The sequence below is a fragment of the Burkholderia sp. PvR073 genome (assembly GCF_054055695.1).
The window spans coordinates 884048-909006 of record NZ_JBSRXO010000001.1; the positions used below are offsets into that span (position 1 = coordinate 884048).

Annotated in this window: 19 protein-coding genes; 6 read left to right on the forward strand and 13 right to left on the reverse strand. The window is 62.3% G+C overall.

Annotated features, from left to right (window positions below; genetic code table 11):
• Nucleotides 1-107 precede the first annotated feature (107 nt).
• A complete protein-coding gene (locus ACVK00_RS03920; protein WP_284898187.1) occupies nucleotides 108-3548 on the forward strand; it encodes an NACHT domain-containing protein in 3441 nt (1146 codons plus the stop codon).
• A gap of 591 nt (nucleotides 3549-4139) precedes the next feature.
• On the opposite strand, the gene ACVK00_RS03925 is transcribed toward ACVK00_RS03920, so the two are convergent.
• Entirely contained in the window at nucleotides 4140-4391 is a 252-nt protein-coding gene (locus ACVK00_RS03925) for a hypothetical protein (RefSeq protein WP_284898185.1), read from the reverse strand.
• Between the two features lie 359 nt (nucleotides 4392-4750).
• On the opposite strand from ACVK00_RS03925, the gene ACVK00_RS03930 reads away from it, so the two are divergent.
• Entirely contained in the window at nucleotides 4751-5257 is a 507-nt protein-coding gene (locus ACVK00_RS03930) for a P-loop NTPase family protein (RefSeq protein ID WP_284898184.1), read from the forward strand.
• Nucleotides 5258-5351: 94 nt separating this feature from the next.
• Here the strand turns inward: ACVK00_RS03930 and ACVK00_RS03935 are convergent, their stop codons facing one another.
• A complete protein-coding gene (locus tag ACVK00_RS03935; protein WP_284898182.1) occupies nucleotides 5352-6164 on the reverse strand; it encodes a hypothetical protein in 813 nt (270 codons plus the stop codon).
• A gap of 254 nt (nucleotides 6165-6418) precedes the next feature.
• Entirely contained in the window at nucleotides 6419-7234 is an 816-nt protein-coding gene (locus ACVK00_RS03940; protein WP_284898318.1) for an AraC family transcriptional regulator, read from the reverse strand.
• A gap of 120 nt (nucleotides 7235-7354) precedes the next feature.
• Between ACVK00_RS03940 and ACVK00_RS03945 the strand changes: the two genes are divergently transcribed.
• Nucleotides 7355-8014 (forward strand): glutathione S-transferase family protein, encoded by a 660-nt coding sequence (locus tag ACVK00_RS03945; RefSeq protein ID WP_284898180.1) that lies wholly within the window; start codon nucleotides 7355-7357, stop codon nucleotides 8012-8014.
• A 75-nt stretch (nucleotides 8015-8089) separates the two neighbouring features.
• On the opposite strand, the gene ACVK00_RS03950 is transcribed toward ACVK00_RS03945, so the two are convergent.
• From ACVK00_RS03950 to ACVK00_RS03995, 10 genes are all read right to left on the reverse strand, one after another.
• Nucleotides 8090-9178: a porin gene (locus tag ACVK00_RS03950; protein WP_284898177.1), complete on the reverse strand. Its 1089-nt coding sequence runs from the start codon at nucleotides 9176-9178 to the stop codon at nucleotides 8090-8092.
• 244 nt (nucleotides 9179-9422) lie between these two features.
• On the reverse strand, nucleotides 9423-9758 hold the full coding sequence (locus ACVK00_RS03955; protein ID WP_284898176.1) for a Rieske (2Fe-2S) protein: 336 nt from the start codon (nucleotides 9756-9758) through the stop codon (nucleotides 9423-9425).
• Nucleotides 9759-9761: 3 nt separating this feature from the next.
• Nucleotides 9762-10073 carry a YciI family protein gene (locus ACVK00_RS03960; RefSeq protein WP_012365279.1) on the reverse strand — a complete coding sequence of 104 codons (312 nt, stop codon included), beginning with the start codon at nucleotides 10071-10073 and terminating at the stop codon, nucleotides 9762-9764.
• Between the two features lie 5 nt (nucleotides 10074-10078).
• Nucleotides 10079-10951 (reverse strand): intradiol ring-cleavage dioxygenase, encoded by an 873-nt coding sequence (locus tag ACVK00_RS03965; RefSeq protein ID WP_284898172.1) that lies wholly within the window; start codon nucleotides 10949-10951, stop codon nucleotides 10079-10081.
• 28 nt (nucleotides 10952-10979) lie between these two features.
• Entirely contained in the window at nucleotides 10980-12047 is a 1068-nt protein-coding gene (locus ACVK00_RS03970; RefSeq protein ID WP_228908896.1) for a maleylacetate reductase, read from the reverse strand.
• Between the two features lie 7 nt (nucleotides 12048-12054).
• Entirely contained in the window at nucleotides 12055-13521 is a 1467-nt protein-coding gene (locus ACVK00_RS03975) for an aldehyde dehydrogenase family protein (RefSeq protein ID WP_006752305.1), read from the reverse strand.
• 34 nt (nucleotides 13522-13555) lie between these two features.
• Nucleotides 13556-14575: a hypothetical protein gene (locus ACVK00_RS03980; protein WP_011660141.1), complete on the reverse strand. Its 1020-nt coding sequence runs from the start codon at nucleotides 14573-14575 to the stop codon at nucleotides 13556-13558.
• A 43-nt stretch (nucleotides 14576-14618) separates the two neighbouring features.
• Nucleotides 14619-15113, reverse strand: coding sequence for a cupin domain-containing protein (locus ACVK00_RS03985; RefSeq protein WP_284898167.1), 495 nt, complete (start codon nucleotides 15111-15113; stop codon nucleotides 14619-14621).
• A 114-nt stretch (nucleotides 15114-15227) separates the two neighbouring features.
• Nucleotides 15228-16157 carry a LysR family transcriptional regulator gene (locus ACVK00_RS03990; RefSeq protein ID WP_284898165.1) on the reverse strand — a complete coding sequence of 310 codons (930 nt, stop codon included), beginning with the start codon at nucleotides 16155-16157 and terminating at the stop codon, nucleotides 15228-15230.
• Nucleotides 16158-16382: 225 nt separating this feature from the next.
• A complete protein-coding gene (locus ACVK00_RS03995; RefSeq protein WP_284898162.1) occupies nucleotides 16383-17633 on the reverse strand; it encodes an MFS transporter in 1251 nt (416 codons plus the stop codon).
• Between the two features lie 748 nt (nucleotides 17634-18381).
• Between ACVK00_RS03995 and ACVK00_RS04000 the strand changes: the two genes are divergently transcribed.
• The 3 genes from ACVK00_RS04000 (at nucleotide 18382) to ACVK00_RS04010 (ending at nucleotide 24959) form a co-directional block, all read left to right on the forward strand.
• Nucleotides 18382-21150: a type VI secretion system Vgr family protein gene (locus ACVK00_RS04000; RefSeq protein WP_284898159.1), complete on the forward strand. Its 2769-nt coding sequence runs from the start codon at nucleotides 18382-18384 to the stop codon at nucleotides 21148-21150.
• A gap of 78 nt (nucleotides 21151-21228) precedes the next feature.
• On the forward strand, nucleotides 21229-23481 hold the full coding sequence (locus ACVK00_RS04005; RefSeq protein WP_435521278.1) for a T6SS effector phospholipase Tle3 domain-containing protein: 2253 nt from the start codon (nucleotides 21229-21231) through the stop codon (nucleotides 23479-23481).
• The gene (locus tag ACVK00_RS04010; RefSeq protein ID WP_435521254.1) at nucleotides 23478-24959 is read left to right on the forward strand and encodes a virulence factor; all 1482 of its coding nucleotides are present in this window, start codon (nucleotides 23478-23480) and stop codon (nucleotides 24957-24959) included. Before ACVK00_RS04005 ends, ACVK00_RS04010 begins: the two co-directional genes overlap by 4 nt.

Genomic DNA, 24959 nt, shown 5'->3' on the forward strand with positions numbered 1-24959 from the left:
TGGAATCATTCAAGAAACGGGTCGAGGAGACTGGCGTTTGCGCGATACGATTCTTGGACCTGGGAAGATATGCGGATGCAGGGGTACTCGACGCCGCATTGCGGCGCTTGCTGAAAGAATGCGCGCACGAGCACGTAGCTACGGTACTTTTTCTCGATGCCCTAGATGAGTGCCGCGTCAACATCAAACGGGCCGAAACTGTACTTGAGGACGTACTGCTTGATGTGTCGCCAACCGACCTTCAAGTCGTAGTGGCCTGCCGCACGCCTGCTTGGCCGGCCTCTCTCGAGGACATGTTGCGCGGCCACTGGCGCGGCGAAAGAGATGTCTGCGTTTACGAGATAGCACCTCATTCTCGTGAGCAGGTTCGCCGACGATTGGACGAGCAACAAATCGACGATACGGATTTTTTTTCCGCGTTGGATGGTGCGGGTGCGCATAGCCTGTCACTCCAACCACTTGGCCTCCAATTTCTGATGTCTCAATTTAAGGAGGAGGCGACTTTTTCCACCAGTAGATGGGACCTCTACGAGAAAGGCTGCATCGCTCTGCTTAGAGAAAGCAGACGCCGGCTCGACGACCGAAATCTCACGCTCCCCACTCCGCAACAGAGACTTCGATTGGCTGGACTGTTGGCTGCATCCGCCTTACTGACAAATAAAACAGATTTCGAGTTGGACGGCACCGGCTCCGATGAATCAGCAACAGCGAGACTAGACGTTGAGCAACTGGTGAACCTCCCTCTTGTCGATTTTGGTATCGAATGGCAAATCGATAGGGAGCAATGCCTGGAAGTATTGCAGTCCGGAATATTTATCACGAAGGGTGATGGACTGTTCACCTTCGCTCATCGGACCTATGCCGAATTTCTGGCCGCACACTTCATTTCGTCCCTCAGCCTTCCGACAGACAAGTCAGCGGACCTACTGTACTTGCCTGATGGTTCCGGACGGTTGATTCCGCAGTTGCGAGAACTGGCCGCGTGGATGGGACATGGTAATCCTCGTCTCTTGGCGGTTTTGCTACGAGTAGACCCAACCTTCGTATTTAGCAGCAGCGCGTCTCTGGTCGATGAGGCGGATGTGGCTGCGACCTTCGACGAGCTGACGAGACTTGTTGCCCGACAAAAATTCCCCATATACGAACGTACTCTCATACGGTCATATGACAAGCTCGCTCACTCGTCGCTTTGTAGCAAGGTTCGGTCGATAGTCTCCGACCGGAATCAAGCTAGCGCGGTTAGACAGTTTGTCGCAGACGTGGCATCTGCAACTGGCCTAGTCGGCGAAATCCCCGAACTCATCTCCATCGCACTGGATAAGTCCGACAACTACGAAGTTCGGCAAAGTGCGGCCAATGCGATACGGGACGCAGGAAGTTCTGAGCAAGGGCATGCGCTTTATCCGCTAATTGACGGCGTGCATCTCGAAGACACCGAAGATGAACTAAAAGGCATCACTCTTCACTGTGCGCTTGATACTGGAGCGCCTATAGGGTCGCTGATAGCCCACATCGATGAGGAAAAAAGGTCAAACTACTCCGGCGCATACGCTCATGCGCTGCGTCGAATCGAAAATACCGAACTCGCACAATCGGACATCGCGGCCATGGTTCAGTGGTTGGCGTCGCAGGTTTGCAAGGAACGCCTGAACCACTCGTGGGAGGATTTTGTCTTTCACATGTTCAGCAAGACCGCACTCGCCGTAGTTCAGTTCGACTGCGGCTGGTCGGGATTTGGGAAAGCTGCATGGCTGGCGCTTTCCCAACATCACCGGCTCTCTGCATCGCGCGAGCACCGTGGCTTCGACGTGGCACTAGAACTCGACAGCCACAGCGAACGCCGCCTGCAAATCTTCGAATCGATGCTACAGGTGGCCGAGGGAGAACCCTCCTTTGTCGCCGTGACATTGCGTTTCGGGACCGGTCTACTAACCGATGCAGATGGTGCGCATCTGATACGAATATACGAGTCCCCTTCCTGCACTGAAGCAGGAAAGCGTGTGATTGCCAACATTATGCTTGGCTACGTCTTCGAAACAGATGGCACTGTCCGCGAATGGCTCCTGAACACTGCTGGCCCAAATGCCGCACTGGTCGACCCACTGCTCGAAGAAGTCGCTCACGACTACGTGAGCCCAATCGCCCTAGATTCGCAAAGAGCCGACTCTCTCAGGAAAACCCTGGCTCAAATGCAACAACGTGACGAAAAGCAGCCAGAGCCTGCTGAGAAGGTGCGGTCGGTAGACCTGCTTCTAGCAGCACTTGAGCGGGGCGAAGCCGGTGATACATGGGAGTGGATGAACATTCTGTCGTATCTCCGATACAACGACAACTTTGGCGGCTACCAATGGCCTGCCAAAGAAGTCACGACGTTGCCTCTATGGGCGACGCTCGATATAACAATTCGCTTAAGGCTCGCTGGTGTTGCGTTTGGATACCTGCGAGACACGGGCCCGGTGACAACGGACCTCGCCCCGAATCAAGGAAATGCATACGAGGACGGCGGCATCGCTGCCTTGGTCTTTTTGCATTCAGTCGGTCAGGGGAGCACAACAGATTTTCCAAGTTTAGTTGTCAAATGGGCTCGGGGATTGGCGCGTTACCATCTCGACGGGCAGCCACGCAAGGTAATCAATGAACTCCTACATGTGGCTCTTGGCAAGGAACCTGACTCGGTGACGCATGAGTTGCTGAGCGTGTGCAAACAGTACTTGACGTCCGACTTTCCACGTATGCCGGCATTCGCCCACGAAGTCGCGACAGCCGCCTTGCTTAGTGAGCTCGAGGCCGTGTTGCCGACGCTACAGGACGACCGGAGCTTCCTTGTGCTTTGTGAGTACCTTACGGAACATGGAAGTCAGGCCGCGATTGACACGTTGGTTGACAAGCTGGCGAACGTAGATGACCTATCGTCACAGATTGCGGCCAAGTACCTAGTCCTACTTGCTAAGCGCGCACCCAAACGCTTCGTCGATGCCGCTTGGTCCAGGATTAGCTCCGACGCCAGAGTAATAGCCGAGCTCGCAGCGGAATTTCAAGTAATTGGGTCCAGCCAGACCGTTCCTCTTTTGCTCGTCGATGCTTCGGTGACCGAGAGCATATTTGAAATCCTAGAGAAGCATTACCCCACGTCGGCGGACGATTCGCTCAGTGGATATGTGACGCGGCGACATCACGTACAGGCGTTTAGAGGTTGCTGCCTTTATGCGCTCCGTGAGCGCGCCGATACAGCAAGCATAGCGGCGCTTGAAAGAATCGCAACTCGACATTCAGATATTTCGTGGATTGCAACACTAGTACATGACGCAGAGCAGAAGGCTGCGCGCGATGCATGGACCCCATTCGACCTCCACGAGACATTCGCTGCACTGGGTTTGGCCAGTGGGAGAGTTGTTCGGACAGATGCAGAACTTCATGCCGTCGTTATCGATGAGCTGGGTTCCATCGCAAAAAAATTTGTTCGGTCGCGGCACAACCAGCCGTTTACTTCCTGTGGGACGAATCCTCAAAACGTCCAAAGCATGAGCCACGGCTCTGCGATTGGCTAGCTATCGAGTTGCGGGACCGGCTATCGCATCGAGGCGCGGTGGTGAATCGAGAAGTACAAGTAAGGTCGCATAATCCGGCTGGTGTGGGCGAACGAACCGACATCCTCGTTGAGGTCTCAAGAGCCCCGAATCACGAGCCTGGCGACCATACGTTACGATTGGTAATTGAGGTAAAGGGCTGTTGGAATAACGACCTCCTCACAGCCCCCGCCTCTCAGTTACGCGACAATTACATGGCTGCGGTAGGCGCCCGGTTCGGAATATATCTAGTCATGTGGTTTATGTGCGACAGGTGGCGCGAGGATGACCGGCGAAAGAGCAGCACGCAGCGATTGATTCCAGAAGGCACTACTGATGCGTGTCGCAAGGCTATTTCCGTCGCATGCGCGAATGCGTCGTCGGACGCCGCGCTGCTGAGCGCGTTGGTTATCGACTGCACCTACTAGGGCAGCCGTTGGCGATGCTGAGACCTGGACGATAGAGGATAGCGGATATGGTGACACGGACAGCGGGTACAAGGTCGTGTTCGACCCCTCTACGACAGAGGGGGTCAACGACTCCGAGCGTCTGCTCGTGCGGTTATGTCGCAAGTCATTTCCCAGTCTCTGGTCTCACGCAAATCTTCATACTGACGAAGATGTTCGCGACGGAAGAGCAAGCGCCAAGGAGCTCGCTGATGTACTCGTTGTTTTCGGCGACAATATCATCATCTTTTCCGACAACCATGTCGCTTTCCAGGAAAATCACGATTAAAGGTGGCATGGCCGCGCCGGTACAAGCGAGCTGTCCTCGGGTCGGTGAGACAGCTTTACGGTGCGATGAATTGGTTGCGGCGATTTCCAAATCGAATATTCCTTGACAGCCAATGTCGCAGCCCCCTACTCATGCAGTCCCTAGCGTACGTCACTCAAACTGTTGCAAAAGCACGCGTCCGGATGTTGACGGTGGATACGCAAACATACGTGAGATTTGAGTTCGTCGGGTCGGCCACGCAAGTCATTGATTCGCAAGAGAGAGTTTGGGCGTAACAAGAACCATGAGCGGTCCGTAACCAGAGTTAATGTACGTCGGCACACGCGCATCTGCGATCATGCTATTAACCGACTTGGCGAACTTGCGCTCCGAGCCGTCGCCGCTCAATTGAACTGCGGCACATGACGATCAAGAGATTAGCCGTTAGACCCCACGAGACGAGCCCCCGTATGGATCTGCACAGAACGCTGATAGTGGGAAATTCGGGCTCCGGAAAAAGCTGGCTCGCCGAACGAATCGCGAATCGCTTGGCGGCGCCCTGTGTCGACCTGGATTCGATTCATTGGCTTCCGGGCGGATACAGCGTTGCTCGGGAGCGCAACGATGCCCTTCAATTACTGCGAGATGCCGCGAAAGCTGATCGATGGGTCATCGAAGGCATTTACGGTTCGCTCGTCAATGAGATCCGCGATGACTCCACCGCGCTGATCTGGTTGTGCCTCGAAGAAGCGGAATGCGTTGAGAATATTCGTCAACGCGGTATTCGTCGAGGAGGAGACGCGGCGTCATTCGCCGCGTTGCTGGATTGGGCCTCGTCGTATCGAAGTCGTCAGGGATCGAGTTCGTACGTTGGCCACCAGAAATTGTTTGAGGAATACGGGGCCGACAAGCGGATTCTTCGATCACGCGATGACGTACTGGCCTTCCTCCATCGTTGGGACGCGCAGTCTTCCTAGACTCCGCGGTGCGTCAATCGGCGCTCCAAGTCACCGCGGCGAGTCAAGACGGCGTCGGATCTCGCGCGTGAAATGCACTTGATCGCAATACCCCCTACTTCGACAAACTCAACTTCTTCAACACCACCACCCCACTCGCCGGACTCACCAGCGAGATGGATTCGACATCCAGATACAACCTGGAAGTCCTCGTCGTGATGTCGGTCGGCTCGTCGTTGCTCGGCTCCGCATGCTCGACGTGCTCCGTCAGATACGGCCGGACCAGTCGCCCGGAAATAGCGAACGCGAACTGGCCATGCGTTTGCGCATACGCGGCCGGCGACAGGTTCACACGCCCGCGAACGGTAGACTTCCCGCCTTTTCCGGTATCGAGCTCGATGATGTCGATCTGCTGGATATAGCCTTTTGCCTTCGCCTCGGCTGCGATCGCGAGCCCTCGCCCGCGCTTCCCGGTGATGCTCTTTTTGAGCAGGATGCCTTTCCGACCTTCGCCGTCGCTGTCGACCAGGTCGACGTCCACCTTCAACACATGCTTCTTCGACTGATACAGCAGCCCATACGACACCGGCACCAGGAAAGTCACCTCACGATCCAGATTGACCGCGGCCAAGTCGGCGTTCCGGCCATGCTGGTCGGCCCCGCCGGGGACCAGGCTGCGAACGCGATCGCTCAGGGACGGGGCCGCGCTTTTGATGTGCTGCTTCTGGAGCGCGTCCCGAATGGCAACCGGATCGTCGCCGACAATCGGCCGAGTGGGCGACGTGTCGGGCGACACGGCGGGCGCAGCGCTCGCCGTGTCGCCGACATTGGCGGCCTCTGCACGCGTCGCGACTTGCGCCAGCATGATCGCCACGGCGGCAACGCACACGACATTCCGACGACCCAACATGGATTTCCGGTAAAACACGACAGACTCCTGATTATCTGGCTGACCGGCCGACCACGCGATCGGCAGGATGAAATGATGGGCAGCGCGCCAACCGTTCGATCTCACTGAGCGCCTACGCGTCACATCGTAGGTTCAATTGCAGCCCGGCGGCAGGCCATCTCGCCACACTATCGTATTGCCCGGACTACAACAATCCACGACTCGCGAGCAGCGGCGCGACGTGCGGCAGGCAACGACATGCGGTTGCCCGTCACGAAGCCACAACCGCCACCTCACTGCTGCCGATCTTCCCGCCGATACTCCGCCGGCGCCTTCCCCACCAGCTTGCGGAAATCGCGCGTGAAATGCGCCTGATCGAAATACCCGAGCGCATGCGCCAGCTCCGCGAGATCGACCGGCTCGCCGCCCGCGAGCTTGTCGGCGGCCTCATGCAAGCGGTATCGGCAGATCACCCACTTCGGCGTCACCCCCACATGGCTGGAAAAGAGCTGCTGCAGCGTGCGCTCGCTCAACCCCGCACGCTCGGCCAGATCACGCACCTGCGTCAGCGCGAGGTCCTGCTGCAGCATCTGCAAAATGGCATGAATGCGCTCGACCTGCGGATCCGGCGGCGGCAGCACGCGCAACAGCAGCGCCTCGGCCGCCGCCACCATCGCGGCATCATCCTCGGCGCGGAGCACGGCGTTTTCGGCTTCCGCATCGCCGCAGTCGAGCAGCGTCGACACCGGCACCACCTTGTCGGTCAGCAAATGCACGGGTTTGCCGAGGAACGCGCGAAACGCACCGGGCCGAAACCGCACGCCGATCACCCTCCCCGCCCCGGCCAGCGTCGTCTCGAACGCCCCCGACACCACACCGAAGATCCCCGTGCGTCGCCGGTCGAACACCAGATTCACGCACGGATACGGCAGCGTGCGCTGCACGTACGGCGGCTGGTCGCGCAGATCCCATTCGACGATCCAGTGGTGATCGAGCACCCCGGCCAGTTCGGCACACGGGTAGTAGCGATTCAGGCGGAAGCGCTGGTTGAAGGCTTTCGGGCCGACGACGCCCTTGGGCGTGTCGGTCACGTTACGCAGGTCGGCCATGGTGACGAACGGGTGGAAGGATTGCGTAATGATGCACCGCCACAGCGGATTTTTCCAAGACGGCGGCATGCAACCCACCTACATTGGAAACCTTGTCCCGAACGCACACCGGAGCCCGCGATGCCGCAAGACCGTCACCTGACCCTGTTCCATTCGCCGCGCAGCCGATCGGCGGGCGTCCGCATGCTGCTGGAGGAATTGGGCGCCGACTATGAACTGCACGCGTTCGATCTATCGACCGGCAAGCATCACGAATCCGCTTACCTCGCCATCAATCCGCTGGGCAAGGTTCCCGCGCTGCGCCACGGCGACGTGATCGTCACCGAGCAGCCCGCCGTCCACCTGTACGCGGCGGAACTGTATCCGGAAGCCGGCCTGTCGCCAGCGCCGGGCGACTCGCTGCGCGGACCGTACCTGCGCTGGATGACGTTCTATGGTTCGTGCTTCGAGCCGGCCATCGTCGACCGGTCGATGAATCGTCCGCCCGTACCCTACTCGACGTCGCCCTACGGCGATTTCGATACCGTCATCAACATGCTCGAGGCGCAACTGGCAAAGGGGCCGTACCTGCTGGGCGAGCGCTTCACGGCGGCCGATGTGCTGTGGGGCGCGGCGCTGAACTGGATCACGATGTTCAAGCTGATACCCGAGACGCCGCGCATTCGCGCGTACATCGATCGCATCCTGGCACGCCCGGCCATCCAGCGCGCACAGGCCGCAGATGCGGCGCTGGCGGCAGAGCAAGACAAAGCCAAAGAGAGCGCCGCGACGGCGAGGTAGTCCCGCGCCGGGCGGAGCTTGACGCAAACTCCGCCCCGACGCTGGCTGACCCGCGCGCCGCCGCCGCCGCCTCCGTCAAAACATCGTATGCAATCCGATCCGCGCCACCGCCTGGGTCGCTGAACTCGACGCGCCGTTCGGGTCGAGCACGCCGTTGATCTGCGCGTTCGCGCCGCTGTTCGCGCGTTGATAGTCCCCGGACACATACACCATCGTCCGCTTCGACAGCAGGTATTGAAGCGCGACGCTGACCTGATGCGCGTGGTTGTCGTTCACGGCTTCGTTGCCCTTCATGTACATGTACTTCGCGCCGAGAAAAACGTCCGGCCTGATGCGCCACATGCCACCGGCTTCAGCCATCCACACACCGGCGTCGTTGAACGAATTGTGGACGGTGGTCAGCAACGCCTTCGCGGTCACCGCGCCGAAGTCATAGTGCATCCCGACGCCCCAGTTGCGCACACTGGTCGACGGTGTACCGGGCGCCGGACCGTACTTCTCGTTCGTATAGGCCGCGCCGATACCGAACGCCCCGACTTCGTAGTTCAACCCGGCGCTCACGGCGTTGTCCGCGCCGATGGAACCGGCCACGCCGCCGAACGCATACATCACGCCACCGGAGAAACCGGCAATCGTCGGCGAACTGTATTTGACCGAATTCGCCACCGGCTTGCTGCCCGCCGTTCGATCCCAATCGAATGCGCCGGTCGGATTGTTGGGCAGCGCAAGACGCTGGAACGGGCCATTCCTGAACCCGTACAGCCCGCTGATATCCATCGAAATCGCGTTCCCCTTCGCAAACAGGGAATCGACCATGAAGTCGTACTGGTTCCCGAGCGTGACGTTGCCGAAGCGGTCGCTCTCGATCCCGACGTACGCATTGCGGCCGAAAATCCCGGTGCCGATGATGCTGCCGTTCGCCATCGAGAACTGGTTCACGAGCGCGAACGTCGCGCGATATCCGCCGCCGAGATCTTCCGTGCCGCGCAAGCCGAACAGGTTCGGCGTGAAGATACCGTCGTCGAACTTGACGTTCTTCCCGCCGCCCTCGTTGCTGACATACGAGATGCCGCTGTCAATCAGACCAAACAAGGTCACGCTACTTTGCGCGTACGCGCCCTGCGCGATGACAAGCATCGCGGCTGCTCCAAACCTCAGTTTCATTGCGTCTCCGTCTTTTTTCTGTCAATGCGAACGGTCGCCCACTGTCTCGCGGTACTCGACCGATGTTTCGTGAAACAACGACTTCCCCAGCCCGGCTTTGCTTTTATCCGGGTTGGAAAAATAACTATGTATTTAGCTTTACTGATTGAATTGAATGGATGAAATCCCGCTCATTCCCGATTTCATCCACCTCGATGCGATTGCCCGATCACCCGAACACGGCTGGACAATCCCACATTCCGACTCAAGCGCCCCGACAGACCACCCACGCCGCGGAATCCACCTCGACCGCCACGGCTTCTAGTCCGGCCCCGGAGCACGGTCCATCGATACACACACCATCGTCGAACCGGAACAGCGCACTGTGATGCGCGCACATCATGACTTGCGACCGGTAACAGGAAACGTTGCCCGGCACGAAATCGAGCGGAACCGAGAAATGCGGACAACGGTTCACGTACGCCCACACTTGCTCCCCGCGCCGCACGACGATGACGGGTCGCCCGATGCCCGCCTCGTCGACGACCCGCGCCCCACCGTCGGGCACCTCGGAGAAGCGACAGAGTTGCGTGGCGCCCATGACTCATACTCTCCGCTCGGGATTGCCGAGGCTCCAGTCCCACGGACGCACCTCGACCCGCGAGAACAACCCCTCCTTCACGTACGGATCGTTGCCGACGAACTGCATCACCGCATCGATGTCGTCCGCCTCGATGACGAGCAGCGTGCCGTTCATCGCATCGCCCTGCGGATCGAGCGTCGGCCCGCCGAGCCGCACATAGACGCCGTGCTGCGCGGCGGAACGCAGGTAGGTCCGATGCGTGGCGCGCACGCGGTCGCGCACGTCGCGCATCCCGGGCTGGTCGGTCGCAAACACCGCGAAAAATCGAGCCATGTCGGTCAGCTCCGGTCGAGCACGAAGTCATACGTCGCTTCGCGGTACGCGCCGCTCAACCCGAACCGGCGTGCAAGTTCATCGTCGGCCGCACGCGGCCGATAGGCGACCATCAGCGACGGCTTCACGCCGAACACGGCATCCGACTTCAGATACGCGTCCTCCTCGTCGAACAGATGCGTGACGAGCTTGCGGCAGCCCGGCGCGTCGATCATGAAGTGCAGGTGCGCGGGCCGCCACGGATGGCGTCCGGTGGCATCGAGCATCTTGCCGACCGGGCCGTCGGTCGGAATCGGATAGCTGACCGGCAGAATCGTCGTGATCGCATAACGGCCTTCGGCGTCCGTCCGGTAGCGGCCGCGCAGATTGCCGTGCGGCTGTTCCTTGTCCTGCCCGGAATACATGCCGTTGTCCGCGGTCTGCCACACGTCGAGCACGGCGCCCGGCACCGGCGCACCGTCGGTGCCGAGCACGCGACCCTGCACGACGACCGGCGTGCCGGGCGTGAACGCCATGTTCTCGCCGTACGCACGCTCGGGCATGCCCTCGATGTAGAACGGCCCGAACACGGTCGTTTCCGTCGCGCCGGTGGCGAAACGGTGGTTGATCGCATCGACCAGCATCGACACGCCCAGCGTGTCAGACAACAGGATGAATTCCTGGCGCACGACGTCGTCGCACATCTGCCCGGTTTCGGTCAGGAAGCGGATCGCGGTCATCCACTCGGCCTCGGTCAGCTCCGTTTCGCGGACAAACGCATGCAGGTGCCGCACGAGGCTCTGCATCAGCACGCGCAAGCGCGGGTTCGGCGTACCGTCGAAGCTGGCGACGACCTGCTCGGTCAGCCGGGTATCGCCGTCATGATGTTCATTCGTCACGTTCGTCTCCTTGGATGCGGCCGGCCGCTCACTGCGGCGCGTGCCCTTGCCACGCACGCTGAAGCAATTCGCGAATCGGCGCGCGCTCGATCGGCCGCGGGTTCGCGTAGGGGTTCCGGCAGGCGAGGTCGGCGGCTTCGTCGAGGCCCGCTTCCGGCATCCCGATATCGGCAAGCGCCGCCGACAGGCCGAGCTGCCGATTCAACCGGAACAACAGCGGGCCGGCGTCGGCCGCGTCAGTGCCGCCCAGCGCCCGCGCGACCCGGCGCAGCGCGTCGGGCGCCGCGGCATGGTTGTAGTGGGCGGTATGCGGCAACATCGCCGCGTGTGTCTGCGCGTGCGGCAAGTTGAAGGTGCCGCCGAGCGTATGACAGAGCTTGTGGTGCAGCGCCATGCCGACCGCGCCGAGACACGTGCCGGCAAGCCATGCGCCGTACAACGCGCGGCTGCGCATCTCGCGGTCGTCGGGCGCGCGCACGATCGCCGGCAGCGCCTCGCCGAGCGCACGAATCGACTCCTCGGCCATCAGGCTGATCACCGGGTTCGCATCTTCCGCATAGAGCGCTTCGACCGCATGCGCCATCGCGTTGACGCCGGACGCCGCCGAAATCCCCGGCGGCAGCGACAACGTCAGGGACGGGTCGTAGAGCACCGTACGCGGCAGCACGCGCGCATCGCGCCCGGTGCGCTTCAGCCGGCCTTCCGTGAGCCCGTAGATCGGCGTCATCTCCGAGCCCGCGTAGGTCGTCGGCACGGCGAGGATCGGCAGGGACGATTCGAGCGCAATCGCCTTGCCGAGCCCGATCGTCGAGCCGCCGCCGATCGCGATGCAGCAGTCCGCACCCAGCTCGGCCGCCCTCTCGCGCGCGGCACGGGCCACCTCGACCGGCACGTGCATCACGGCCTGCGCGCATACGCCGGCCGCCCGCTCGCCGAGCACGGCGCTGACCCGTTCGGCGAGCGGCTGCTGCTCGGGCGTCGACAGAATCAGCGCGCGGTGCGCGCCGAGCGCGGACAACTCGTCGGGCAGCCGCTCGAGCGCGCCCCATTCGAACACGACGCGCGACGGCGTTCCCTGATAGACGAAGCGCTCCATCTCGGCCTCAGCGCTTGAAGTGCGGCGGCACGTTGCCGTCGACGTTGACCCACACCGAGCGCGCTTCCGTGTAGTCGTGCATCGCCTCGAAACCCATCTCGCGGCCGTAGCCCGACTGACCGACGCCGCCGAACGGGCTGCCCGGATTGACGCGCTTGTAGCAGTTGATCCAGCACATGCCCGCGTCGATGCGCGCCGCCATCCTGTGCGCGCGAGACAGATCGTTGGTCCAGAGGCCGCTGCCGAGCCCGTATTCGGTCGCGTTGGCGATCGACAGTGCTTCCTCGTCGCTGCCGAAGCGCAGCACGGTGACGAACGGGCCGAACACTTCCTCCTGTGCGACGCGATCCGCCGCGCTCTTCGCTTCGATGACCGTCGGGCGCACGTAGTAGCCGTTGGCGAGCGCCGCATCCTGCGGCACGCTGCCGCCCGTGAGCACACGGCCGCCCTGCTCGCGCGCGACGTCGACGAACGACAGCACGCGATCGAGGTGCTGCTTCGACGTGAGCGGCCCCATCTCGGTGTCCGGATCCAGCGGATTGCCGACACGGATCGACGACGCCAGCGACACGAAGCGCTCGAGGAATGCGTCGGCGATGCGTTCGTGCAGCACGAGACGCGAACCCGCGATACACGCCTGCCCCTGGTTGTGGAAGATCGCCCACGCGGCGCCGTTGATGGCGGCGTCGAGGTTCGCATCGTCGAACACGATGTTCGCGCCCTTGCCGCCCAGCTCCAGCTGCACGCGCTTCAGGTTGCCCTGCGATGCCTCGACGATCCGGCGGCCCGTCGCCGTCGAACCGGTGAACGCGATCTTCCCGACACCGGGATGTTCGGCGAGCCGCTGGCCCGCCGTATGCCCGTAACCGGGGACGATGTTGACGACGCCGGCCGGGAACCCGACCTCGGCCATCAGTTCGACGATACGCAGTGTCGACAGCGGCGTGATCTCCGACGGCTTGAGCACTACCGTGTTGCCCGCGGCCAGCGCCGGGCCCATCTTCCAGCTCGTGAACATCAGCGGGAAATTCCACGGCACGATCTGGCCGACGACGCCGATCGGCGCGCGCTGCACGTAGTTCAGGAAGCCGGTTTCGACCGGAATCACCGAGCCCTGCAGCTTGTCGGCCATCCCGCCGAAGTAGCGGAAGCATCCTGCCGTGCGCGGCACGTCGAGCGCGCGCGAATCGCGGATCGGGTGGCCGGTGTCCAGCGATTCGAGCTGTGCAAGTTCCTCCGCGTTGGCTTCGATCGCATCGGCGAGACGCAGCAGCAGCCGGCCGCGTTCGGCCGCCGGCATGGCCGACCACTTCGGGAACGCGCGGGTGGCGGCGGCGACGGCCAGATCCACGTCCGCCGCGGTGGCGGCGGCGATGGTCGTGATCAGCGAGCCGTCGTGCGGATTGAGCACGTCGATCGTGCCGCGCTCGACGGCGTCAACGAAGCGGCCGTCGATGAAGAGTTGGGTTTGCATGAATCGTCCTCGGTATCGCGCGCGCATGCGCTGCTTAGAATGCGATCGGATACGGCGCAAGCTCGCCGCTCTCGTATCGCTGCGGAAGGTCCGGCGTCGCGTTTTCCCAGACCAGCAGCATCGAACGCTTCGTCGAGTAGCCCTGGTGCCGGATGTCGGCAGGCATCGCACAAATGTCGCCGGCGCGCATCGTGATGCGCGCGCGCGGCGCACCGGTGTTCTTGTCGCCGATGTCCCACACGATTTCGTCGGACAGTTGCAGGAACCATTCGACGCGGTCGTTGCCGTGGAACACCGGCAGGATGAATTCCTCGGTGGTCGGGCAGAACAGGCTGCGGCCGCACACGGAGGTGACCGACGGATTCCACGTCACGTCCGAGCGCGACAGGTACTTGAACAGGTTGAACGCGTGCAGCTCGCCTTCGAAGCCGGGCTTCACATGCACCTCCGGCTCGTCCTGGCCGACGTCGCGGAACGCGCGGTTGACCGGCAGTTCGTCGCGCAGCGGCGAGTCGCCTTCGAGGCCCGGCATGCGGCGCGTCGCGATGCGCGTGCGTTCGATCGCCGCGCCGTTCTCACCGTGCTTGCGGCCGAAGGCCGTGCCGGTTTCCTCGGGCGCCGCGAATGGGTCGAAGCCTTCGTTGGTCCAGTCGTGCAGCATCGCCTTGAAGGTCGCCATGATCGTCGGCGTTTCGAAGGTCTCGGTGTAGTCGACGCCGGCTTCCTTCAGGATTCCGTTGAACGTGCCGGCATAGACGTCCACCTTGCCGTAGTGATTGCGCGTGCCGAACACGTGATCGAAATTCACCCAGCCGTAGAAGAAGCCCCACGCCACGTCACGCATCATCGCGCGCAAAAACGCGTCCGCGGGTATCGCATGCGTGCGCGTGCTGCCCTTCGCCGGCCAGCTGATTTTCACGAAGTACTCGTCGCGCTGGAACGCGAACGCGCCGAGGTGGAAGCGGCGGTAGCCGGTGACGGCATCGGCTTCGGTGGCTTGCACCAGATCGGCGGCAAAGCCTGCGGAAAGATCGAGGGTCTCGAGAGTGGCCATCACGTGTCTCCTGGAATAGTCGAATGGGGGGCAGTCGGATCGGTCAGTGCAGGCAGATGTCGGCCCACTTCTCGACGGACAGTTCGCCGAGCACGGTCTGCACGAGCGCGACGCCCGGCTTGACGGCGGAAAACCGATACGCGCAGCCGGCCGGCAGCAGCGCCTGATGCCCCTTACGCAGGACGACGTAGCCCATCTCGCGGCCCGCCGGCTGCGTGCCGGCGCTCACGGTGCCGCGGCCGGTGGTCGGCGGGTTGTCGAGCTTGATGAATTCGATGCGGACTTCGCCATCCATCTGGATCGCGAACTCGTCGTGCGCGCAGGCAAACCACGGCGACTGGCCGTCGGTGCGCAGCACTTCGATCACGTATTCGAGGTTCTTGCCGGCGACGACCTTCTCGTAAGGGGCCGACTTCGATGCCACCTCGAACACGTTCGAGAAGGCGTAGTGCTGCGCGCTGCCGCTGGTGATTTCGATCTCGCCCTTGGTGTAGCTGTCGAGCGAGCCAAAGACGGTGTGGAATGCCGTGTCGGTCATTGCTGTCTCCTGAGTTGTACCGCTTGTTGGATTCAACTCTAGGGGCAAGGGCGCCCCTCAACAAGGCAACGGAGCGCGACTACGGCATTTGCGTTTCGCGAATAATCGCCCGGCTCAGCGAACCCAGCCGCGCTCCAGCAGCGGACGGTCCCACGGCGATTCGTCGCCGATGTATTCGGCGAGGAATTCGACCAGCGCTTTCACCTTCAACGCCTGTCGCTGCGTGGCGGGATAGACGGCGGCGAAGCTCAGCGGCGCGATCTGGAAGTCGGTGAGGATGGGCACCAGCCGGCTCGCGACGAGCGCCTCGCTCGCGACCAGCGTGGGCAGGCACACGACACCGCCGCCCGTCAGCGCGTACTCGCGCAGCAAATGCACGGAGTTCGAGCGGATCATGCCGGGCAATTCCATTTCGACGACCTCGTCGCCGCGCGTCATCGTCCAGCGGTTGCGTGATGGATAACCCGAATACAGCGCCGTCGTGTGCTGCAGCAATTCGCGCGGATGTTGTGGCGCACCATGCGCGTCGAGATAGGCGGGCGACGCGCAGAACAGGCGTCGGACCACGAACAGGCGCCGCTCGATCAGCGATTCGGAAATCGGCGGGAAGATCTGGAACGCGATGTCGAACCCTTCTTCGACAGGGTCCACCACACGGTCGTTGACGATGATGTCGAGCTGGATGCCCGGGTAGCGCCGATTGAATTCGGCGAGCGGCACGCCGAAGTGATCGAGCGCGAAACCGGGCAGCATCTGGATGCGCAGCCGCCCGGTCGGTGTCGCGCGCAGTTCGCGCATCTGGTCGGTCAGCTCGTTGACGCGCCCGACCACCTCGGCGCATTCGCGGTAGAAGGTCTCGCCCACGTCGGACAGCCGCACGTGGCGCGTGCTGCGATGGAACAGCGGCGCGTTGACGAACTTCTCCAACTGCTGGATGCGGTTCGTCACGACCGAACTGGTGACCCCAAGCTGTCGCGCCGCTTCCGCAAAACTGCTCGCCTCCGCGACCCTGACGAATGCCTCGATGCTCAGAAAGCGGTCCATGCGGCGCCTTTTCCGAAAAGCGAAACCGCCAGTCTAACCGCACCTGCCGGCTGGTTGGAGCATGCGCAAAGCGTCACACTGTCACCCGACAGGTGTCAATCTCGCAGGGCCGCCGGGCGCGGGCGCGGGTGCAGGTGCGGGCGCGGGTGCAGGTGCGGGTGCAGGTGCGGGTGCGGGTGCGGGTGCGGGTGCGGGTGCGGGTGCGGGTGCGGGTGCGACCGCACGTTACGGCTGTTCGCCCGCCGTCAGCTCCGGCTGCACGCCCACGCGGCGCTGCAGCACGGCCGGCGCGGTTTCCCGCAGCAGCATGCTGACCACGATGCCGAGCAGCACCGCCACCATCGGCAGCCACAGAATGTTCTGGATCCCGAAGTGCGCGGCGACGTAGCCGCCCAGCGCCGGCGCGATGCCGCCGCCGAAGATCTCGCCGCAGCCGACCACCACGCCGATCGACGTCGACACGAGGCCGACGGGCGCGGCTTCGGTCGCCACCGGGCCCGACAGCAGCGACACCAGCCCGAGCGTGAAGAACGACGCGACGAACAGGACGACGAACAACACGACCGGCTGCGGGCCGAGCCCGCGGAAAATGTAGAGCATCACCGCCGTGCCGGCGAAGCCGACGATGCTCGCAAGGCGGCGCCCCACCAGGTCGGACAGGCCCGGCAGCCCGAACTGCCCGAGAAAGCCGCCGAAGCCGATCGCCGACACCACGAGGCCCATCTTCTGCGTGCCGAGCGACAGGTAGTCCGTCAGGTACAGCGGCAGCAGCGCGCCGAGCACGAACACGCCGGTCATCGCGCAACAGAGCGCGGCCATCGCGACGAGGATGTTGCGGCTCTTGAGCACATGGCCGAGCGAGGCCGGCGCGTGTTCCGACGCGACCTCCTTGGTGCGCTTCGGTTCGCGAATCACGAAGAACATGATCGCGCCGAGGATCAGCCCGGGAAGGGCCACGAGCGCGAACACCCAGCGCCACGACACGACGTTGAGCAACTGGGTCGCGATGATCGGCGACAGCGCCAGCCCGAACAGCGCGAAGCCGCTTTGCTGCAGCCCGAGGTTCAGGCCGCGCCGCCGCGGGTGCGACGCGTCGGCGGTCGCCGCGAAGCTGGTCGGGCAGAACGAACCTTCTGCCACGCCCATCAGCCCGCGGATCGCGATCAGGCCGAGCAGCCCGCCCGCGAGCCCCGAGAAGCCGGACAGCAGCGAGAACGCGACGATGGCGGGGATCAGCACCTTGCGGCGGCCGATCTTGTCGGAGATGCCGCCCATCAGCGCCGCGAAGATGCCCCACGACAGGCCGAGCACGCCGATGCAGTTGCCGACGTCCTGCGCGGTCAGGTTCAGGTCCTTCATGATCGATGGGAACAGCGGCGCGATGAGCCAGCGGTCGAGGCCGACCAGCCCGAAACCGAGCGCCAGCAGCGTCACCGCCTTCCACTCATAGGAGGTATCCCACTCGTTTGCTTTCATGTCTGTCTCCGTGGATTGGTCCGCCTGCACGCGCCGGAGCGTCGGTGCATGAAGCCAGGTCCGTTGTCTTGTGTGCGATGCGACGCGAGAGTCGCGAGGAAATGGCGGCCGCCTTTCCGGTTGCAGGCGTCGAATTCAATCAGCCGACGCCCGAACGATAGGGGCGCGGCCGCCGATCGGGTATGGAACAACCGGCGAACGCGCCATTCGCGAAATGCAAATAATCGGGAGCCGGAGGTGGGAAGCGTCGGCGGGAAAGCGCCAGGCGGTGGGCCACGGGCGTCCACGTGACGTTCACCGGCGTGTTACGGGGGAATCCCTCATAGACATCATGCGTTCCCGCACATTGCCTGCGCAGGCACGAGTGCGATCCCGTTCGCATCTTTTCCGATACTGCAACATGCAGTCATTCCCCTTTATGTCTGACAAATCGAGTTTTTAAAAATCCATACTTGCTTTATTCGGACAAAAGAACCCGCCCCCCCACCGCGCAGTCCACCGAACAATTGTCGAGACAGCATCAATCCCCTCCCAACATAAGATTTTTAAAAAACAAACAGATCGCGACAAACGCAAAATACTGTTTCTTAAAGACAAATCGCGCAATCTCGAAATAAAAATACATTTTCCGAGCCCGAAAAACTTGCTAATCTCCGCCGCGCGATTTAGCGGCTTTGCGCCTTTAACCATACCGATATTCAATTTCAAATAAATCAGAATTCTGAAACAAAGCAATGAGATTAGCGTGATGTCGATAGCAAAAACGCTCCGTAATTTTGCGTCTGGTCTGATTGACGGGAACCCGCGGCCAGTCGATCTCCATTTCGGGCGCGCGCAACGCGCGGTCGGCCATCTGCTGGCGCTCCATCACGCCGATATCCACGACGGGCTGATGTCCGGAATCGAAGGGCAGCTGACCTGCGTATCCACCCACGACCATCTGTCGCCGGCGCTGTTTCTCGGCCTGCCCGTGTCGGTTCGGGTGACGACCGATCGGGGCGGCGTACGCGCGATCAATGCGATCGTGCGCGAAGTGCGGACCGGTCAATCCGACGGCGAACTGACCGTCTATCAACTGCACGTGTGTGACGCGCTGTCGTTGATGGAAGGTCGCACGAACGCCCGCGTATTCCGCTCGCGCAGCGTGCCGGAAATCCTCGCGACGCTGATGAACGAATGGAAACAGCGCAGCTACGCACTCGCGCGCGCGTTCGATTTCGACCTGTCCGGGCTGCAGGCCGATCGCTATCCGCTGCGCGAGCTCACGCGGCAGGTCAACGAATCGGACGCGCGCTTCATCCGGCGTCTGCTGCGCCGGGAAGGCATCACGGTCTTCGTGAAGGCCGCGCCGGTCGGACGCGTGCACGGCATGGCTGACGAGCAGCCGGTTCACACGCTCGTATTTTGCGACGATCCGCATTGCCTGAAAGAGGCACCGGCCGGTGCGCTGCGCCTTCATCCTCGCGACGCGGGCGCTGCGCAGCGCGACACGGTGACGCTCTTTGCGCACCGCCAGAGCCTGTCGTCCGGCAAGGTCCGCCGTCCGTCGTGGGACTACAAGACGGCGCGCATCGACGATTCAACGGCCGTCGCCAGCCTCCATCAGGGTGAATCGGGAAACGATCTGGCACACCTGCTGACCGACGTCGCGATCGACATCCCGCATGTTGGCGATTCGTGGAACGATCACGACCGCATCACGCGCGACCGGATACTGGCTCACCAGTTCGAAGCCGAGCGATACGACGGGATCAGCAACGTGCGCGATGTGCCGGTCGGCCACTGGTTCACGCTGACGGGCGACCCGGAGCTGGATATGAAGCCGATCGAGCATCGTCGGTTCGTCGTCACGTCGGTTCGACACGATATCCGCAACAACCTGCCAACGCAGCTTGCGAGTCGGGCCCAGGGACTTTTCGCGGCGAGTCGTAACCTGACGCAAACCGCTCCGCCTACACCTGCCGATCCGTCGGAGCAAACCGACACGCGCTACGAGAACCGGTTCACGTGCGTGCGGCGCGGCGTGCCGCTCAAGCCCGCCTACGATCCGAAGATCGATGTGCCGCCGGTTCACCTGCTGACCGGCACGATCGTCGGCATGCAGGGCGAGGAAGTGTTTTGCGACAGCGCCGGCCGCGTGCGCGTGCGGATCCACGGTTACGATCCGGCCGATCATGCGCACGCTCAAGGCGCCGGAACGAACGGCCGGGCCGGTGACAGTGCACCCATCCGCGTCGGGGCAAATCTGGCGGGCGGCAACTTCGGGACGCTGTTCCTGCCCCGCGTCGGCATGGAAGTCCTGTTGGGATGTCTTGCAGGCGACCCGGACCGGTTGGTCATCATCGGCGTGCTGAGCAATGGCGCGAACCCGCCTGCGACCTTCAGCCATACCGGCGCGCTTCCCGGCAACCGGTTCCTCTCCGGCATCAAGACCAAGGAAATCAACGGCAGGCGTTATAACCAGCTTCGTCTGGACGATACGCCGTCGCAAATCTCGGCGCAGTTGGCGAGCGAACATGCGCACACCGAATTGAATCTCGGGTATCTGACGCAGCCGCGAGAAAACGGACATGGGGAGGCGCGCGGCGAAGGCGCGGAGCTGCGCACCGATGCCGCCGCCGCATTGCGCGCCGCGCGCGGCATCCTGCTGTCGACCTATGCGCGCACACGGGCCACCGGTGCACAGCTCGATCGCGATGAACTGGTTCGCCTGCTCGATCAATGCACCGAACTCTTCAAATCGCTCGGCGATTACGCCGGCCAGCACGGCGGGCGGTCCGCCGACACCCGCGGTCAGGACAACGTCGCCAGTGCATTCCGTAACTGGACGCCCGGCGGCGCGCAAGCCGGCGCGGCCGACGATGCGTGCGCGCTGCTCGCATTCGGCGCGCGGTCCGGGGCGCTCCACGTCACGCCCAAAACGCACGTCATCCATGCGGGCGAGAACATCGATCAGGTCGCGCAGCAACATGTGCAAGTCACGAGCGGCGAGCGCATCAACTTGCATGCCGGTCGCGGCGTCGCGATGTTTGCGCACGGCGACGGCGTGTCGGCGATCGCGAATCAGGGGAAGGTCACGATCCAGTCGCACAACGACGATACGCGCGTCGACTCGGCGAAGAACATTCAATTGACCGCGGCGGGCGGAAAGCTCGTTGGCACCGCGAGTGATGAAGTCGTGCTCGTTACGTCCGGTGGCGCGTATCTCAAGCTGCGCGGCGGCGATATCGAGCTGGGATGCCCCGGCACGTTCACGGTGAAGTCGGCCGGTCATGCTTGGGATGGTCCGGCGAGCATGAACGCGGACATGCCGACATTCGCTCAGGACACGCTTGGCCGCGTGCCAAAGCTGGTCCGCGCGACGGACGGTCACGCGGCCGCGGGATTCGAAGGCGAGGTTCAAAAGCCGTCCGGACCGGTATCGAACGTGTCGAGCGACGTGGCCGGCCAACTGCCCGCCGTCGATGCCGACCAGTTCGAGAAACTGGCGGTGCGGTTCATCAAGAAAAACGTATAGGAATGCGCAGGAGTTTGAATGACCGATTCGTTTCTTGACCCGCCGACGGTACCGGCCGCTCCTGGCGGCCAACCCGCGATGAAAGCCGATGCTCCCGACGTTCCTGCGCCGCGACCTTCGCCGCCTCAGATCATCGTCGGCCGCGGCGAAGGCGTGACGATGTTTGCAAAGAACACGCCGCTGATCTGCATCAAGCAATTGCCGTTGCCCGGCATCGTGATCTTCGTGCACGGCGTCAACTCGGAGGGTGAATGGTTCGATGCAGCGGAGCACGGGCTGTGCAAAGGGATGAATCGCAGGCTCGGGCGTCTGGACGATCAGATGATGTATCACGGCATCGACGCGGGGCAGCTGACGCCCGCGAAGTACACGGAAAGCGTGACGCCGGATGGGTTCTTGAATCCGAAGCTTTGGTCCGGTGACTACATCAAACCCGAGCCGTCGTTTTCGCCTGTCATTCATTTCCGATGGGGCTATCGGGCGACCGCGGCCGAACTGAAGGAATACGGCGACAAAATCTTCCTGAACGAGAAGGACTATTGGGGCGGTGGTCCGTTCACGAACGGCTGTGCAAGCCTGCCCGATCTTTGGCACGGGGGTCTGGACGATCGAACGATGGGGTGGATGACTGTGCAAGGCATCAATCCGACCAATCGGCCGCTGTACCGCGCGCCGCCTCGCGCGTATGGCGTACTCGCGGCGTTGCGACTGGCCCGGCTGATCCAGTCGATCCGCCGCATGCAGGCTGATGTACCGATTACCGTCGTATGTCATAGCCAGGGCAACATCGTGGGACTGACAGCAGCGTTCTTTGGCGACGCCTTCCCCGATGTCGAAGATCCGTGGGGGCGGACCGGACATTGCGTGGCAGATGCCTACGTATTGGCGAATGCGCCGTATAGCCTTGCGAATGCGGACGGCCCGTACAAATCCGACACGTTCATGGATTCATGGTCGCAACGCGCGACGAAGGACGCGAGCGGTCAGCGCGGAAGGCAGACCTACGCCGCGCGCACGAAGACATTCGGCACGTTTCTATCGATCATCGGCGCTCGCAGGGAGCACGAGTTGCTGGCAAGCAAGATCGATGAGGACATGGCAAACGAGCGGGTATCGCCGACGAGCAACCGGTCCTATACGGCGCAAGAGGATCGCGCGCGGCACGGCTTGAATGGGTCGACGTATGGGCGCGTCTCCGCGTATTGCTGTCCGCACGATCAGGTGATTTCAGCGGTGACGGTGCAAGGCATCGGCTGGCGCGGGATCAGCAAGCACGAACTCGGCGATATCGGTGCCGCAGGCATTCTGACGCAGCGGGTGTTCGCATCGGGTTTCCCGATCGGCGTGCAGAAACCCTACCGATATTGGGAAGACGATTGGCGGCATGGCAAGCAAGGAACGAAACCGGGCTTCTGGTATCCGCCATCGCCACCCGCCAAGTTCAATCTGATCGGTGCGCTCAAAGGGAATGAATCAGTTTTGGGCATGGCAGCGACGCTCGTGACCGCACCGCTCATGTTCGTCGTGACCGGTATCAGCTCGGCGTTGAACATGCTGCGCGTGAATGCCGATCCGCCGAAAGGCTGGACCGTGGTGGCGGATGCGCCGGCCCTTGACGAGCCTTTTTCGCCGACGGCGCTGCGATTCGGCAAGCCCGTTGAAACGAAGGACGGCGACGCGACAAGCGACTTCAACGAAGGCAACGATCCACCGGCCGCGTGGCGTGACGCGAGCAAGGCCGACGCGGACAAGCGGGCCGATGATCCGTATGACCAGTACAACGCAAAGAACGCGGATAGCGTCGCACAGGGTACAGCGGAAACGGAAGCCGGACAGCGCTATGAAGACCGCGCGTTGATGCGCATGGAAGCGCGTCGAACGCTGAATGCGGAATGGCTTGATAGCGACGGCCACGTAATTGGTGAGGACGGCAAAAGCGCGATGCCCGAGGGCTACAAGGAATGGCGCGACAAGCAGATCGCCGACTGGCTCGATCGTGGTGCGACGAATAGCCCGACCAATCACTCTACGACGATGACCAACCCGGAGCATGCCGAGAAGGCGCTTGCGTATGACGTTGCGGTGGGCTTGTGCTACCTGACGGACAAGCAACTTAAATCGCTGCGCATTGAGGCGGATTGGCGGATAGGGACCGGCATTCCCGACTCCAATCCGAACAAGCCGTACGCCAACTACTTTAAATACGGAATGCTTGATCGAATGTCGATGCACGAATGGGCACATGCCACGAATAGCGAAGGAAAGATACCCGAGGCGATCACGGACGAACGTGAAGGCGAGTTTTATCTGAAGGTCGGGGGGTTCGTATGAAGCCCCTGCTCGGCACGTGGCCGCGACGCGTCGCCGTCGCCGTTTTGACATGGCTGATCGCCACCGTCCTCATGGCCTCTCTGATGGCGCATGTCGAACAACCCGACCCGGCACATTTGGAAATAGGAGATTGGATGAAACGTTTTTTTGTCGTACCTGGCTTGGCCGCGCTGACGGTGTTTCTGTTCACCACGGCGATCATGCGTCCAGCACAAGCCGCCCCTGTTCCAGAGCCCGCGGGCATTGCAGCGCCAGCAGCTGAAGCGCCGGCAAAGCCGTTCGTCGCGCAGGTTGTCGGCCTGATGTGGTTGAATCCGTTGCAACGTAAGGACTATCCGACCGAATGGCAATTGTTGTGGACACAGGGGCTTGCCGCTCCCAACAAGAATGACGATATGGTCCGCACCGACCCGAAGTCCTTTACCACCCTGCAGTCGGTGGCTGGCATCGCATACGGCAACGAGGGCGAAGAAACATTCAAGGGTTTCTATCACAAGTACGTAAGCGAGTTTCTCGTGTTGATGCGTTCGCGCTACTTCGCGAACGCGAGCTATTTCTACACCGTGAAATCCGAGAATCCCAAAGATTGGCGCGAGCTTGCCGGAATACATATCGAGCTCGCACTGCCTCCGAGGCTTGATCCGATCGAAGCGAAGACGTACTTTACCAACGAGTTTCTCCAATGCTTCGAAATTGGTCCACCATCACCCAAGACGCTTTGGAGCCGCGACACGCCTCCCGATATCCAGATCACGCAAGGCGGCGCGAACGCCGGCTTCACATCACTGAACAACGCGTTGGACTACTTGCAGGCAAACCCCGACAAGACCGCGTGGGCAATGAACTGGGATGCCCCGAACTTCCCGCCCACGGATGCGCAGATCAACGAGAACCTTGTCGTGCTGTTTCTCGCCGGCCCCAACTTCAACACCGAGCGCGAGCCGCTCGCATGGATCGGCAAGGCCGCGGCCGGCGACACGAAAGCATTTGCGCCGAAGGTCGGCACGACGCGCGCCGTCCAGGCGTGGAAGGCAACCATCGCCGAAGCGGCCCGCAATGCCGGCGTCGCTGTCACTGACCTGAATTACATCGTTCACGATGCAGGCCACGGCAGCGATGCTGCGTCGTCACGCGTCGCCGCTCTCGCGCAAACCCTGACCGAAACCCTGCCGGAATACGACCACAAGAAGCAGACATTCAACACCGCCGCCCTGCTCGGCGACATGGGAACGGGCAGCGCATTGACCGATGTCGCGCTCGCGATCGGCCGGATCAACCACTTCGGCGGTAACGCATTGGTCGCCGGCACGATCGACGCTGAACACCCCGTGGCCGTCGTCGTCAGGCCGCCTTCGAATCTCACGCCGATCGATCCGACCAAGGACTGGTTCCGCGCGCGCGGCGGAAACAACGCCTACCTGCCGTGGTGGGGACGCAGACACGATGTCGATTACGGCATGCAGGGCTATTCGTGGTGA

Bases quoted from the DNA above. Each gene is read 5' to 3' on its own strand.
- ACVK00_RS04000 (WP_284898159.1), top strand. From the start codon at position 18,382: ATGTCGATAGCAAAAACGCTCCGTAATTTTGCGTCTGGTCTGATTGAC.
- ACVK00_RS03975 (WP_006752305.1), bottom strand. From the start codon at position 13,521: ATGCAAACCCAACTCTTCATCGACGGCCGCTTCGTTGACGCCGTCGAG.
- ACVK00_RS04010 (WP_435521254.1), top strand. From the start codon at position 23,478: ATGAAGCCCCTGCTCGGCACGTGGCCGCGACGCGTCGCCGTCGCCGTT.
- ACVK00_RS03950 (WP_284898177.1), bottom strand. From the start codon at position 9,178: ATGAAACTGAGGTTTGGAGCAGCCGCGATGCTTGTCATCGCGCAGGGC.
- ACVK00_RS03955 (WP_284898176.1), bottom strand. From the start codon at position 9,758: ATGGGCGCCACGCAACTCTGTCGCTTCTCCGAGGTGCCCGACGGTGGG.
- ACVK00_RS03940 (WP_284898318.1), bottom strand. From the start codon at position 7,234: ATGGCCGACCTGCGTAACGTGACCGACACGCCCAAGGGCGTCGTCGGC.
- ACVK00_RS04005 (WP_435521278.1), top strand. From the start codon at position 21,229: ATGAAAGCCGATGCTCCCGACGTTCCTGCGCCGCGACCTTCGCCGCCT.
- ACVK00_RS03960 (WP_012365279.1), bottom strand. From the start codon at position 10,073: ATGGCTCGATTTTTCGCGGTGTTTGCGACCGACCAGCCCGGGATGCGC.
- ACVK00_RS03945 (WP_284898180.1), top strand. From the start codon at position 7,355: ATGCCGCAAGACCGTCACCTGACCCTGTTCCATTCGCCGCGCAGCCGA.
- ACVK00_RS03980 (WP_011660141.1), bottom strand. From the start codon at position 14,575: ATGGCCACTCTCGAGACCCTCGATCTTTCCGCAGGCTTTGCCGCCGAT.
- ACVK00_RS03930 (WP_284898184.1), top strand. From the start codon at position 4,751: ATGGATCTGCACAGAACGCTGATAGTGGGAAATTCGGGCTCCGGAAAA.
- ACVK00_RS03995 (WP_284898162.1), bottom strand. From the start codon at position 17,633: ATGAAAGCAAACGAGTGGGATACCTCCTATGAGTGGAAGGCGGTGACG.
- ACVK00_RS03970 (WP_228908896.1), bottom strand. From the start codon at position 12,047: ATGGAGCGCTTCGTCTATCAGGGAACGCCGTCGCGCGTCGTGTTCGAA.
- ACVK00_RS03990 (WP_284898165.1), bottom strand. From the start codon at position 16,157: ATGGACCGCTTTCTGAGCATCGAGGCATTCGTCAGGGTCGCGGAGGCG.
- ACVK00_RS03985 (WP_284898167.1), bottom strand. From the start codon at position 15,113: ATGACCGACACGGCATTCCACACCGTCTTTGGCTCGCTCGACAGCTAC.